This is a genomic window from Streptomyces sp. JLBG701, assembly GCF_058544905.1.
In genome coordinates this window covers 2,245,039-2,258,363 of record NZ_CM178588.1, presented here as the reverse complement: position 1 = coordinate 2,258,363, position 13,325 = coordinate 2,245,039, and the positions used below count along the sequence as shown (strand labels likewise).

Genomic DNA, 13,325 nt, shown 5'->3' with positions numbered 1-13,325 from the left:
CGCGGCGCCTGCGTCCGGCGAGAGGTACGGGAAAGCGGTTGTTGCCGTTCAAGCACTCCCGAGATTGACGAATCATGCAGGGCAATGCATACTCATGCATGTCAGCAAGTGCAGTGTGAGGAGAAACCCGTGACCGAGCGCGTCGTACTCGCCTACTCAGGCGGTCTGGACACCTCCGTCGCCATCGGCTGGATCGCCGAGGAGACGGGCGCCGAGGTCATCGCCGTTGCGGTCGACGTCGGCCAGGGCGGCGAGGACCTGGACGTCATCCGCAAGCGCGCGCTCGCGTGCGGTGCCGTCGAGGCCGAGGTCGCGGACGCCAAGGACGAGTTCGCCGAGGAGTACTGCCTCCCGGCGATCAAGGCCAACGCCCTCTACATGGACCGCTACCCGCTGGTCTCCGCGCTCTCCCGGCCGACGATCGTCAAGCACCTCGTCGCCGCCGCCCAGAAGCACGGCGCCACCACGGTCGCCCACGGCTGCACCGGCAAGGGCAACGACCAGGTCCGCTTCGAGGCCGGCATCGTCGCCCTCGCCCCGGACCTCAAGTGCATCGCCCCGGTCCGTGACTACGCGATGACCCGTGACAAGGCCATCGCGTTCTGCGAGGAGAAGAACCTCCCGATCGCGACCACCAAGAAGTCCCCGTACTCCATCGACCAGAACGTCTTCGGACGCGCCGTCGAGACGGGCTTCCTGGAGGACATCTGGAACGCGCCGATCGAGGACATCTACGAGTACACGCAGAACCCGGCGACGCAGCGCGAGGCCGACGAGGTGATCGTCTCCTTCAAGGAGGGCGTCCCGGTCGCCATCGACGGCAGGCCAGTCACCGTCCTCCAGGCCATCCAGGAGCTCAACGCGCGCGCCGGCGCCCAGGGCATCGGCCGGATCGACATGGTCGAGGACCGGCTCGTGGGCATCAAGTCCCGTGAGGTGTACGAGGCCCCGGGCGCGATCGCGCTGATCACCGCCCACCAGGAGCTGGAGAACGTCACGGTCGAGCGCGAACTCGCCCGCTACAAGCGGCAGGTCGAGCAGCGCTGGGGCGAACTGGTCTACGACGGCCAGTGGTTCTCCCCGCTCAAGCGCGCCCTGGAGGGCTTCATCGACGAGGCCAACCAGCACGTCAACGGCGACATCCGGATGACCCTGCACGGCGGCCGCGCGGTCGTCACCGGCCGGCGCTCCGACACCTCGCTCTACGACTTCAACCTCGCGACCTACGACACGGGCGACACGTTCGACCAGGCCGCGGCCAAGGGCTTCATCGACATCTACAGCCTGTCGTCGAAGATCGCGGCCAAGCGGGACCTCGCGTAAGCACGGGACCTCGCGTAGGCAGTAGCGCCCGCGCGCAAGCAGTAGCGTGAATGCCGCCTCCTCCCTCGCGTCCGAGTGGGGAGGCGGCGGCACATCCGTATCTCTCTAGGAGTAACGCAAGTGAGCAGCAACAGCGGTGACGTACGGCTCTGGGGCGCCCGTTTCGCCGACGGTCCCGCCGAGGCCCTGGCCAAGCTGTCCGCGTCCGTCCACTTCGACTGGCGGCTCGCGCCCTACGACATCGCCGGTTCGCGTGCCCACGCGCGCGTGCTGCACAAGGCGAACCTCCTCTCGGACGACGAGCTGACCCGCATGCTGGCCGGCCTCGACCAGCTCGAAGCGGACGTGGCATCGGGAGACTTCGTCGGCACGGTTGCCGACGAGGACGTCCACACCGCCCTGGAGCGCGGCCTCCTGGAGCGCCTCGGCGCCGATCTCGGAGGCAAGCTGCGCGCGGGCCGCTCCCGCAACGACCAGGTCGCCACCCTCTTCCGCATGTACCTGCGCGACCACGCCCGTACGATCGGCGGTCTGATCGCCGACCTCCAGGACGCGCTGGTCGGCCTTGCGGAGGCCCACCCGGACGTGGCGATGCCCGGCCGCACCCACCTCCAGCACGCCCAGCCGGTGCTCTTTGCCCACCATGTCCTCGCGCACGTCCAGTCCCTGTCCCGGGACGCCGAGCGCCTGCGCCAGTGGGACGAGCGGACGGCCGTGTCGCCGTACGGCTCGGGAGCCCTGGCGGGTTCCTCCCTCGGCCTGGACCCGGAGTCGGTGGCGAAGGACCTCGGCTTCGAGCACGGCAGCGTCGCCAACTCCATCGACGGCACGGCCTCCCGTGACTTCGTCGCGGAGTTCGCCTTCATCACCGCGATGATCGGCGTGAACCTCTCCCGGATCGCGGAGGAGGTCATCATCTGGAACACGAAGGAGTTCTCCTTCGTCACCCTCCACGACGCCTTCTCGACGGGCTCGTCGATCATGCCGCAGAAGAAGAACCCGGACATCGCGGAGCTGGCCCGCGGCAAGAGCGGCCGCCTGATCGGCAACCTGACGGGCCTGATGGCGACGCTGAAGGCCCTCCCGCTGGCGTACAACCGCGACCTCCAGGAGGACAAGGAGCCGGTCTTCGACTCCTGCGACCAGCTGGAAGTCCTCCTCCCCGCCTTCACCGGCATGATGGCCACTCTCACCGTCCACCGCGAGCGCATGGAGGAACTGGCCCCGGCCGGCTTCTCCCTCGCCACCGACATCGCCGAGTGGCTGGTCAAGCAGGGCGTCCCGTTCCGCGTCGCCCACGAGGTCGCCGGCGAGTGCGTGAAGGCCGCGGAGGCCGAGGGCAAGGAACTGGGCGACCTGACGGACGACCAGTTCGCGAAGATCAGCGCCCACCTGACGCCGGAGGTGCGGTCCGTCCTGAACGTCCCGGGCGCCCTGGCTTCGCGTAACGGCCGGGGCGGCACGGCACCGAGCGCGGTAGCAATTCAGCTGGCAGAGGTGAAGACGGACGTGGCGGCTCAGCACGAATGGGCGACGGCAAAAGAGAAGCGGTAGGGGAGCGCCCCTTCAGGGGCGCGGGGAACTGCGCGACAAGCCACGACGAAGCCGCACTCGCCAACGCACCGCACGAACCGAGCTCTGAGGCGGAAGCTGAAGGTCATCGCGGGTTAGTTTGGTCGGAAGCCGTAACGGAGCCGACCCTACGGAGCCCGCGATGCCCTTCGCCCGACTGGCCACAGCAACAACCCCCACCTGCCACATCGGACTGGGCCTCGCCGCAGTCGCCCGCCCCGGCTACATCAACCTCGGCCGAGACCAGGACCTCGGAGAGAACCGCAGCGTCGAGGCCCTCCGGGCCCGAACCCACGAGCTCCTCGACGCCGCCTACTTCCAGGGTGTCCGCTACTTCGACGCGGCCCGCTCCTACGGCCGCTCCGAGGAGTTCCTCGCCGACTGGTTGAACGCCCGCCCCGACATCGACGACATCGTCGTAGGCAGTAAGTGGGGCTACACCTACACGGCTGGCTGGACGGCGGACGCCGAAACGCACGAGGTCAAGGACCACAGCGTCCAGACATACGACCGTCAGCGCGCCGAAACGGCCGACCTGCTCGGCGACCGGCTCGACCTCTACCAGATCCACTCGGTGACCCCGGACAGCCCGGCCCTCACCGACAAGGAACTCCACGCCAAGCTGGCCGAGGCCGCAGCGGAGGGCCTCACCGTCGGCTTCTCCACCAGCGGCCCCGCACAGGCCGACGCGATCCGCGCCGCCCTCGCCGTGACGGTCGACGGCGAGCCCCTCTTCCGTACGGTCCAGTCCACGTACAACGCGCTGGAGACCTCGGCAGGGCCCGCGCTGGCGGAGGCCCACGACGCCGGACTCACGGTGATCGTCAAGGAGGGCATGGCCAACGGGCGGCTGGCCGAACCGCACGCGCCGGACGCGCTGAAGGCCGTAGCCGCTCAGACGTCTCTCGGCTGTGACGCCGTAGCCCTCGCCCTGGTCCTGCGTCAGCCGTGGGCCGGTGTCGTCCTCTCCGGTGCCGCGACCGTCAACCAGCTCGCCTCCAACCTGCACGCCGCGGTCGTCGACCTCGACGAGGACCAGCTGTCCCGGCTGGCGGCGCTGGTGGAGGAGCCGGACGCGTACTGGGAGCGACGCGGGCAGCTGCCCTGGCACTGAGGCCCGTAGAGGGTCTGCCTCCGTGAGACGCGCGTGCCCACAGTGAGACAAATATGTCTCACGTGGGCTATGCTTGTCTCATGGCCGTCGACCGTGACCACGTACTCCGCAGCGCAGCCGCCCTGCTCACCCGCAAATCCACGTCCACCATGGACGAGGTCGCCAAGGCGGCCGGGATCAGCCGGGCCACGCTGCACCGCCAGTTCGCCGGGCGGGACGCGCTCGTCCGGGCGCTGGAGGCGCTCGGGATCGCGGAGTGCGAGCGTGCGCTGGACGAGGCCCGCCTGGGCGAGGGGCCGGCGCGGGAGGCCGTACACCGGCTCGTGCGGGCGATGGAGCCCGCGGCCGGACTGCTCGCGTTCCTCTACAGCGAGAACCAGCTGTTCGAGGGCGAGGAGCAGAACGAGGGCTGGACCCGCATCGACGCCCGCATCGCCGCACTGTTCCGGCGCGGCCAGCAGTCCGGCGAGTTCCGCATCGACCTCACCCCGGCCTGGCTCACCGAGGCGCTCTACGGCCTGATGGCCTCCGGTGCCTGGGCCGTGCAGGAGGGCCGGGTCGCGGCGAACGACTTCACCCACATGATCGTCGAGCTGTTGCTCGGCGGCGCACTACGGAGAGAGGAATCATGACCAGCACCTTGCAGCCGGCGTTCGTGACGCGGGAGGCGGAGAAGCGCCCGGGCCGTTGGCTCGCGCTCTCCGTCCTCGTGCTCGCCGTGCTGCTGGTGGCCGTCGACGCGACCGTCCTCGGTCTCGCGACCCCCTACATCAGTGAGGACCTGAAGCCCTCGGGCACGCAGCTCCTGTGGATCGGTGACGTCTACTCGTTCGTGATCGCGGGCCTGCTGGTGTCGATGGGCAGCCTCGGTGACCGCATCGGCCGCAAGCGGATCCTGCTCGGCGGGGCGGCGGCGTTCGGCGCGATATCCGTGCTCAACGCCTATGCGACGACACCGGAGATGATGATCGCGGCCCGGGCGCTGCTCGGAGTCGCGGGCGCGACCCTCATGCCCGCCACGCTCGCCCTGATCCGCAACCTCTTCCACGACCCGCGCGAGCGCAGCCTCGCCGTCGGCATCTGGGGCGCGACCGCCTCCGCCGGCATGGCGGTAGGCCCGGTCGTCGGCGGGTTCCTCCTCGAACACTTCTGGTGGGGCTCGGTCTTCCTGATCAACCTGCCCGTGATGGCCGTCCTGGTCGTCGTCGGCATCAAGCTGCTCCCCGAGTCCCGCACCCCGAACGCCGGCCCCTGGGACCTGATCAGCGTCCTGCTCTCACTCGTCGGCATGATCGGCATCGTGTACGCGGTCAAGGAGGCCGCCACGCACGGCTTCACGTGGGAGACGCTGGCCACGGCCCTGCTGGGCGCGGCCGCCCTGTACTGGTTCGTCCGACGCCAACTCACTCTCCCCGCCCCGCTCTTGGACATGCGCCTGTTCCGCCACCGCGGCTTCAGCGGCGCGGTCCTCGCCGACCTGCTGACCGTCCTAGGCCTGTCGGGCCTGGTGTTCTTCCTCTCCCAGTACCTGCAACTCGTCCAGGGCAGGCGCCCGTTGGAGGCGGGCCTGGCCGAACTCCCCGCCGCCATCGGCGCGGTGGTGGCCGGCCTGATCGCGGGGACGGTGGCTCGCCGCTACTCGGTGAGGGCAGTGGTCTCCGGCGGACTGGCCGCCGTAGGCCTGGCGTTGGCTTCGCTCACGCTCCTGAGCCAGTCGACCGGCTACCCGCTGCTCGGGTCCGCACTGCTGGTGGTGGGCGTGGGCGCCGGCTTCTCGTTCACGGTGACGGCCGACGTGATTCTCTCCAGCGTGCCCAAGGAGCAGGCGGGCGCGGCATCGGCGGTCTCGGAAACGGCGTACGAACTGGGCGCGGCCCTCGGCATCGCGGTTCTGGGGTCGATCGTGACCGGCGTCTACCGGGACTTCACCGGCCCGGCGGGTACGCCGGCTGGAGCGCACGAGTCACTGGGAGGAGCGGCGGAGGCGGCGTCAGGCATGCCGTCACAGGCAGCCCAGGAAATGCTGACGTCGGCCAGGGAAGCTTTCGTCAGCGGCCTCAGCCTGGCAGCGGGCGTGGGCGCGGTGGTCCTGCTGGCGACGGCAGTAGCAGCATGGTTCCTGCTTCGCGGCCAACGGCTGGACAACGGGCTTTAGGGGCGCGGGGAACTGCGCGACCAGCCAAAGCGGACCCGCAGTCAACACACAACCGGAGTTCTCCGGCTCACCCCAGCGGAGCGCTACGCGGCCTTGGCCTTCGTGGCGTACATATCCACGTACTCCTGCCCCGACAACCGCATGACCTCGGTCATCACGGAATCAGTCACGGCCCGCAGCACATACCGGTCCCGGTCCATCCCCTCGTACCGAGAGAACTCCATCGCCTCACCGAACCGAACAGTGACCCGCCCGGGCCGGGGCAACCCCGCACCCCCCGGCTGCAACTTGTCCGTGCCGATCATCGCGAACGGAACGACCGGCGCGCCGGTCATCATCGTGAGCCGGGCGATCCCGGTGCGGCCACGGTACAGGCGGCCGTCGGGCGACCGCGTGCCCTCGGGGTAGATGCCGAAGACCTTGCCCTCTTCGAGAACGCGGCGGCCGGTCATCAGGGCCGCGACTCCGCCGTTGGCGCCGTCCCGGTCCACCGGGATCATGCCGACGCCGGTGAAGAACCAGGCCATGAGGCGGCCCTTGAACCCCTTGCCGGTGACGTACTCGTCCTTGCCGATGAAGAAGACCTGCCGGTCGCAGACCAGCGGCAGGATCATCGAGTCGATGAACGTGAGGTGGTTGCCGGCGAGGATGACCGGACCGTCCCCCGGAATGTGCTCCACGCCTTCCACCCGTGGGCGGAACATCAGGCGCATGATCGGTCCGAGCACTGCCTTGATGAGCGCGAAGCGGGACAACGGGCCCTCCGGTGTCAAGGGATTCGGTATGAGTCTGTGCAGGTGAGGACGATACTCGCGGCCCGGGTGGTATTGCACATCGGGTACGAGGGGTTCACCGAGGTCTTACGCACTGTTGACGCACGTTTACCTGCGGTGGCGCCCCGCGAACCCGCCGTAACCCGGATGCCACGTTGTGACGGACATCGCGTTCCACGCTGATGGCCCGTCAATCCTCCTCTTGCACGCGACATCGAGTACGACATCGAGCGTCACCCGCGTGTTCCGTCGGAGGTCTCCCGGTCGTCATGGACACGCACCTACGATCGGCCCGCAATGACGGTGGGGACGGCAGAAGGGGCGCTCATGGACACGCAGGGGCCGAACGGGCGAAGCGGCGGGACCGGACGACGGGCACTCCTCGGAGCGGCCGTGCTCGGCGCGAGCGGAGCGGTCATCGGACTGGCCGGCACGGCGAGAGCCGACGAACGGTACGGGAGCGGGAGCGGTGGGCTGAAGAGTCTGCCGGTGCCGACGATCATCGGCCACCGCGGAGCCAGCGGATACCGGCCCGAGCACACCTTCGGTTCTTACCAGCTGGCCCTCGACCTGGGCGCCGACATCGTCGAGGCCGGCGACCTCGTCCCCACCAAGGACGGTCACATCGTCTGCCGCCACGAGCCCGAGATCGGCGGCACCACGGACGTCGCCGACCACCCCGAGTTCGCGAGCCGCAAGACCACCAAGCTCCTCGACGGGGTCTCCGTCACGGGCTGGTTCACCGAGGACTTCACGCTTGCCGAGCTGAAGACGCTGCGCGCCATCGAGCGGATCCCGGCCAACCGCCCCCACAACACCCTCTACAACGGCCGCTGGGAGATCCCCACCTTCGAAGAGGTGCTCCGTTGGCAGGACGAGCAGACCCGCAAGCGCGGCAAGCAGGTCTGGATCTACCCCGAGACCAAGCACCCCACCTACTTCCGCAAGCTCGGCCTGGGCCTGGAGGAGCGGGTCGCGAAGCTGCTGCGCAAGTACGGCAAGGACAAGAAGAACTCGCCGGTCATCCTCCAGTCCTTCGAGCCGAGCAGCATCCAGCGCCTGAACAAGCTCGTCGGCAACCCGCTGGTCGTCCTGCTCTCCGGCGCGAGCAGCCGCCCCTGGGACTTCGTCGAGACGGGCGACCCGCGCACGGTCGCGGACCTCGTCAAGCCGGCCGGCCTGGCGGAGATCGCCTCCTACGCGCAGGGCATCGGCCCGACCCTCGACCTCGTCATCCCGAAGGACGCGGCCGGCAACCTCACCACGCCGACCACCCTGGTCGCGGACGCCCACGCGGCGGGCCTGATCCTGCACCCCTACACCATGCGCAACGAGAACCCCTTCCTGCCGACGAGCTTCCGCAAGGGCACGGACGTCGACGCCTACGGAGACGTCTTCGGCGTGTACAAGACCTACTTCGCGACCGGCATCGACGGAGTCTTCACGGACAACGCGGACACCGGCCTGCTGGCCCGCGAGGCCTTCGTCAACGGCTGAGCCCCCGGCCCCGGTTGGAGTGACAGTCGGCCGTCCCGGCAACCTTTGCCGGGACGGCCGCGTCGTGCCGCATATGACGCACGACATGGTTACGGCCCTGCGCCCACTGCTCGCCGCGGAGGCCTCGGCCGAGGCATATGCTTCGGGAACCGAACCGGGCGACCTGGAACAGGCCGTCTGGCTCCGCCTCCTGGAGCGCCTCGACTCCGACGACCCGCCGCTCGACCCCCAGGGCTGGCTGCGCAGGGCGGTCCGCGCCGAGTCGCGCCGCACCCGCCGCGCGACCCGCATCGAACGGCCGTACGACATCGAGCCCGCGGCCGACAGCGACAGCGGCCCGGAGGAACTCGCCCTCACCGCCGCCCGCCACCGCGCCCTGCGCGCCGCGGTGACCCGCCTCCCGGGTCGCTGTCCCCGGCTGATGGAGGCCCTGCTCTCCCCAAAGGACCTCACATACCGCGAAATCGCGGGGGAGTTGGGTATCTCACAGGGCAGTCTCGGTCCGGAACGTTCCAGATGCCTGGGATGTCTGCGTCGTTTGCTGGCGCCGGAGGTTGCGGCCCCCGGAGCGCGGGGATAGGAGAGAGGGACTACAGGCGAGCAGGTGAGCGGGAGGCGTGCACACATGGGCATGAGCGTGACCATCTCCGTGGCGTCGGAGCAGGACGCCGACCAGATCTTCAGGCTGCAGTACCTGTGCTTCCAGAGCGAGGCCGCGCTGTACGGCAACTACCGCATCGACCCGCTCGTCCAGAGCCTCGACTCTGTCCGCGAGGAGGTCGCCAAGGACTGCGTCTTCGTCGCGCGCCTCGGCGAAGAGGTGGTCGGCTCGGTCCGCGGCTCGCTGGACGACGACGGCGCCGCGGCCATCGGCAAGCTCTGCGTCCACCCCCGCCTCCAGGGCCACGGCATCGGCGCGAGGCTCCTGCGCGCAGCCGAAGCCGCGCTGGCCGAGGAACGCGGAGCCAAGAAGTTCCGCCTCCACACAGGCCACCGCAGCGAGGGCAACCTGCGCCTGTACCGCCGGGTCGGCTACGAAACGGTAGGCACGTCAAAGGGCGCGGACGGAGTCCCGATGGTGGTGCTGGAGAAGCAGGCCGGGACCTATCTAGCAACGGCATGACAGCTTGCCTTTAGGGGCGCGGGGAACTGCGCGACCAGCCACAGACGGCCTGCGGTCGCGCACAACCTCAGCCCGCATCCCCCCGAGGCGCCTTCCGCAACCAGTACATCGCGGACACAGGCAGCAGCACAGGGATGAACAGATACCCCATCCCATAGTCGGACCACACGGTCGAGTCGGGGAACGCAGACGGCTCGACCAGCGTCCACGTGCCGACAACCAGCACACCCGCCAACTCGGCAGCGCAACAAACGAACGCCGCTCTACGCGCCCGCTCACCCCCACGCACCAGCGAGTACGTGATGAACCCGTACACCAGCCCGGCAACAGCGGACAGCGAATACGCAAGCGGCGCCCGCTCGAACTCGGTAGAGATCTGCACCGCCGACCGCGAAACGGCCCCGACGACCATCACCCCGTAAAGCCAGACGAGCAGCATCCCGGGCCCACTGATGAGCCGCGTCCGCACCGGCTTCTCCTCCACGTCGACCATCTCACCCTCCCCAGATGTCATAGAGCCGCACCTCAAGAACGGCGAGCACGACACCGCCGGCGGCAACCGTCACCGACCCCCACCGCGTCCGCTCCGCCAGCGACATGAACCCCACCGCCGGCACACACGCGAACGCACCCAGCAGATACGCCACGAAGATCGTCGTCCCCTGGTCCGGCTTCTCGCCCCGCGCCAACTGCACGATCCCGATCACCAGTTGGACCAGGGCCAGCACCGACACCACGGCCATCCCGATGAAGTGCCAGTCCTTCGTCGGCTGATCACGGTACGCGGCCCACCCGCACCAGGCGGCGAGCAACAGCGCGGCGACACCGGTCACCAGCGTCAGGGCATCAAACATGCGGCGACCCTATTACGGGCCAAAAGACCCGATGCGGCCGCCCCCGGCCCGCACCGTAAGGTCGATGGCATGCACATCTACGCCGAAGCCCTCCTGTTCGACAACGACGGCACCCTCGTCTCCTCCCTCGAATCCGTACAGCGCTGCTGGACGCGATGGGCGGAGGAGTTCGGGATCACGGCGGAGGACTTCGCGCGCATCGAACTGCACGGGCGCCCGGCCGCCGAGATAGCCGCCGACCTGCTGCCCGCGCACCTCGTGCCGGAGGCCGTCGCGCGGATCGAGCTGCTTGAGGTGGAGGACGTACCCAACGGGGGCGCACGCCTGCTGCCCGGGACGAAGGCCTTCCTCGACTCCCTCCCCGCCGACCGCTGGGCCGTCGTCACCTCCGCCACCCGCCGCCTGGCCGAGGCCCGCCTCGGCGCCGCGGGCATCCTCCCCAAGACCCTGATCGCCGCCGACGACATCACGCGCGGCAAGCCCGACCCCGAGCCCTACCTCCTCGCCGCCCGCCAACTGGGCGTCGACCCGGCCCGCTGCGTCGTCTTCGAGGACGCCCCCGCGGGCCTCCAGGCCGGCCGGGCCGCCGGGATGACCACCGTGGCATTGGCCACAACCCACCAGGCGCACGAGCTCGACGCCGACCTCGTCGTGAAGGACCTGTCGGCCTTGTCCGCCCTGGTCACCGACGGGGGAGTGGAGATCTCCCCGCGCGGCTGACGAGCGTCCGCCGCTGTCCGGGATGCGGACAGCGGCACTTTGTCAGGACCGTACGTCTGCTTTACTGATTCCATGACCACTACGAGCTGCCGCACCTTTGCGACCGAGGCGATCCTGACGCCCGGTGCTCGTTGTATGTGTCGAATGTGCGCCTTCTAGAGGGCCCCCGCACCACCCCTGAGTCTCGCGCCCCGAAGCGAGCCGCCGTGGCACGTCCATGCGCCCCCAGCCGTATGTGACCGAGTTGCCCCGCGCACATTTCCCTCCCGTACCCAGGGCACACCCACGCCCGCGTACTCGACAGTCATGGAACCCCAGTGATCACCACATCGGGCCTGACCAAGGTCTACCGCTCGCGCGGTCGCGAGGTCACCGCCTTGGACGGCGTCGATCTCCACGTCCGCGAAGGCGAGGTGTACGGCGTCATCGGCCAGTCCGGCGCCGGCAAGTCCTCGCTCATCCGCTGCGTCAACCTCCTGGAGCGCCCCACCGCCGGCACGGTCACCGTCGCCGGCCAGGACCTCACGGCGCTCGCCGGCCGCGGACCCCGCGCCGGCCGGGAACTCCGCCAGGCGCGCAGCCGTATCGGCATGGTCTTCCAGCACTTCAACCTGCTGTCCACCCGAACCGTCCAGGACAACGTCGAGCTGCCGCTCGAAATCCTCGGCAGGTCCGGCAAGGAGCGCTCCCGCAAGGCGCTCGAACTCCTCGACCTCGTCGGACTCGCCGACAAGGCCAAGGTCTACCCCGCCCAGCTCTCCGGCGGCCAGAAGCAGCGCGTCGGCATCGCCCGCGCCCTGGCCGGCGACCCCAAGGTCCTCCTGTCCGACGAGGCCACCAGCGCCCTCGACCCGGAGACCACCCGCTCGATCCTCCAACTGCTGCGCGACCTGAACCGGCAGCTGGGCCTGACCGTCCTGCTCATCACGCACGAGATGGACGTCGTGAAGTCGATCTGCGACTCGGCCGCCCTCATGGAGAACGGCCGCATCGTCGAGTCCGGCACCGTCAGCGAACTCCTCGCGACCCCCGGCTCCGAGCTCGCCTCCGCGCTCTTCCCGGTCGGCGGCGACGCGACGGGCGAGGACCGCACCGTCATCGACGTCACCTTCCAGGGCGAGGCCGCGACCCAGCCCGTCATCTCGCAGCTGTCCCGCACCTACAACATCGACATCGCGATCCTCGGCGCCGCCATCGACACCGTCGGCGGCCTCCAGGTCGGCCGGATGCGCATCGAACTGCCCGGCCGCTACGAGGAGAACGTCGTACCGATCGGCTTCCTGCGCGAGCAGGGCCTGCAGATCGACATCCTCGGCCAGGAGCCCGTACTGCTGAAGGAAGGTGCCAAGTGACCTGGTCCGAGATGCAACCGCTGCTGACCCAGGCGTGTTGGGACACCCTCCACATGGTCGGCTGGGCCACGGTCATCGCCGTCCTGGGCGGACTTCCGCTGGGCATCCTGCTGGTCCTGACGGACAGGGGCGGCCTGCTCCAGAACGTCGTCGCCAACAAGGTCATCGGGCAGGTCGTGAACGTCGCCCGCTCGATGCCGTTCATCATCCTGATGGTCGCGCTGATGGGCTTCACGCGCACGATCACGGGGACGACGATCGGCCGCGAGGCCGCCATCGTGCCGCTCGCCATCGGCGCGATCCCCTTCTTCGCGCGCCTGGTTGAGACAGCTGTCCGCGAAGTGGACGGCGGGCTGGTCGAGGCCGTGCAGTCGATGGGCGGCAACACCTGGACCGTCGTCCGCAAGGTCCTCGTACCGGAGTCCCTGCCGTCGCTGATCTCCAGCACCACGACGACGATCGTCGCGCTGATCGGCTACTCGGCGATGGCCGGCACGGTCGGCGCCGGCGGTCTCGGCGACATCGCCATCCGCTACGGCTACCAGCGCTTCGAGACCGGCCTGATGTGGATCACCGTGGCGATCCTCGCGGTCGTCATCTCCCTCATCCAGCTCGCCGGCGACTACGCGGCCGGCTCCCTGCACCGACGCGGCGGCCGCGGCGGTCCCGCGCCGAAACTCCGCCTGCTGAAGGCCAGGGAACCCGCGGCGGCGGACGTCGACAAGGTCGCGTAAGCGCACCTCGACAGCCGTCCGCAACCTCCGACAGCCTCCCGCACCCCCCACAGACTCCCCGCACCACCCACCGCGGGGTCGCTCCACCCATAAGGAAAGGCACTTTTC

At 69.4% G+C, this 13,325-nt stretch carries 14 protein-coding genes; 11 read left to right on the top strand and 3 right to left on the bottom strand.

What is annotated here, in order from left to right:
* The first annotated feature begins 129 nt into the window (after positions 1-129).
* The 5 genes from AC5DRG_RS10385 (at position 130) to AC5DRG_RS10365 (ending at position 6,164) form a co-directional block, all read left to right on the top strand.
* The gene (locus AC5DRG_RS10385) at positions 130-1,323 is read left to right on the top strand and encodes an argininosuccinate synthase (protein ID WP_491809709.1); all 1,194 of its coding nucleotides are present in this window, start codon (positions 130-132) and stop codon (positions 1,321-1,323) included.
* Positions 1,324-1,443: 120 nt separating this feature from the next.
* Positions 1,444-2,877: an argininosuccinate lyase gene (argH, locus tag AC5DRG_RS10380; RefSeq protein WP_491809708.1), complete on the top strand. Its 1,434-nt coding sequence runs from the start codon at positions 1,444-1,446 to the stop codon at positions 2,875-2,877.
* Between the two features lie 160 nt (positions 2,878-3,037).
* Positions 3,038-4,009, top strand: coding sequence for an aldo/keto reductase (locus AC5DRG_RS10375; RefSeq protein WP_491809707.1), 972 nt, complete (start codon positions 3,038-3,040; stop codon positions 4,007-4,009).
* Between the two features lie 80 nt (positions 4,010-4,089).
* Positions 4,090-4,641 (top strand): TetR/AcrR family transcriptional regulator, encoded by a 552-nt coding sequence (locus AC5DRG_RS10370; RefSeq protein WP_491809706.1) that lies wholly within the window; start codon positions 4,090-4,092, stop codon positions 4,639-4,641.
* Positions 4,638-6,164 carry an MFS transporter gene (locus AC5DRG_RS10365; RefSeq protein WP_491809705.1) on the top strand — a complete coding sequence of 509 codons (1,527 nt, stop codon included), beginning with the start codon at positions 4,638-4,640 and terminating at the stop codon, positions 6,162-6,164. Before AC5DRG_RS10370 ends, AC5DRG_RS10365 begins: the two co-directional genes overlap by 4 nt.
* An 83-nt stretch (positions 6,165-6,247) precedes the next feature.
* On the opposite strand, the gene AC5DRG_RS10360 is transcribed toward AC5DRG_RS10365, so the two are convergent.
* Complete coding sequence (locus tag AC5DRG_RS10360) at positions 6,248-6,937, bottom strand: lysophospholipid acyltransferase family protein (protein WP_491809704.1); 690 nt, start codon at positions 6,935-6,937, stop codon at positions 6,248-6,250.
* Positions 6,938-7,264: 327 nt separating this feature from the next.
* Here AC5DRG_RS10360 and AC5DRG_RS10355 point away from each other — a divergent pair, with 327 nt between their 5' ends.
* The 3 genes from AC5DRG_RS10355 to AC5DRG_RS10345 all read left to right on the top strand — a co-directional run bounded on the left by AC5DRG_RS10355 (position 7,265) and on the right by AC5DRG_RS10345 (position 9,557).
* Positions 7,265-8,434: a glycerophosphodiester phosphodiesterase gene (locus AC5DRG_RS10355; protein WP_491809703.1), complete on the top strand. Its 1,170-nt coding sequence runs from the start codon at positions 7,265-7,267 to the stop codon at positions 8,432-8,434.
* A gap of 73 nt (positions 8,435-8,507) precedes the next feature.
* The gene (locus tag AC5DRG_RS10350; RefSeq protein WP_491809702.1) at positions 8,508-9,014 is read left to right on the top strand and encodes a sigma-70 family RNA polymerase sigma factor; all 507 of its coding nucleotides are present in this window, start codon (positions 8,508-8,510) and stop codon (positions 9,012-9,014) included.
* 45 nt (positions 9,015-9,059) lie between these two features.
* Positions 9,060-9,557, top strand: a complete 498-nt coding sequence (locus tag AC5DRG_RS10345; protein WP_491809701.1) for a GNAT family N-acetyltransferase — start codon at positions 9,060-9,062, stop codon at positions 9,555-9,557.
* A gap of 67 nt (positions 9,558-9,624) precedes the next feature.
* Here AC5DRG_RS10345 and AC5DRG_RS10340 read toward each other — a convergent pair whose 3' ends face one another.
* Positions 9,625-10,050 carry a hypothetical protein gene (locus tag AC5DRG_RS10340; protein WP_491809700.1) on the bottom strand — a complete coding sequence of 142 codons (426 nt, stop codon included), beginning with the start codon at positions 10,048-10,050 and terminating at the stop codon, positions 9,625-9,627.
* Between the two features lies 1 nt (position 10,051).
* On the bottom strand, positions 10,052-10,411 hold the full coding sequence (locus tag AC5DRG_RS10335) for a hypothetical protein (protein WP_491809699.1): 360 nt from the start codon (positions 10,409-10,411) through the stop codon (positions 10,052-10,054).
* Between the two features lie 69 nt (positions 10,412-10,480).
* Here AC5DRG_RS10335 and AC5DRG_RS10330 point away from each other — a divergent pair, with 69 nt between their 5' ends.
* From AC5DRG_RS10330 to AC5DRG_RS10320, 3 genes are all read left to right on the top strand, one after another.
* Entirely contained in the window at positions 10,481-11,131 is a 651-nt protein-coding gene (locus tag AC5DRG_RS10330; RefSeq protein WP_491809698.1) for an HAD family hydrolase, read from the top strand.
* A 317-nt stretch (positions 11,132-11,448) separates the two neighbouring features.
* Complete coding sequence (locus AC5DRG_RS10325) at positions 11,449-12,483, top strand: methionine ABC transporter ATP-binding protein (protein WP_491809697.1); 1,035 nt, start codon at positions 11,449-11,451, stop codon at positions 12,481-12,483.
* Complete coding sequence (locus AC5DRG_RS10320; protein WP_491809696.1) at positions 12,480-13,217, top strand: methionine ABC transporter permease; 738 nt, start codon at positions 12,480-12,482, stop codon at positions 13,215-13,217. The genes AC5DRG_RS10325 and AC5DRG_RS10320 overlap by 4 nt, the downstream gene beginning before the upstream one ends.
* The last annotated feature ends 108 nt before the right edge of the window (positions 13,218-13,325 follow it).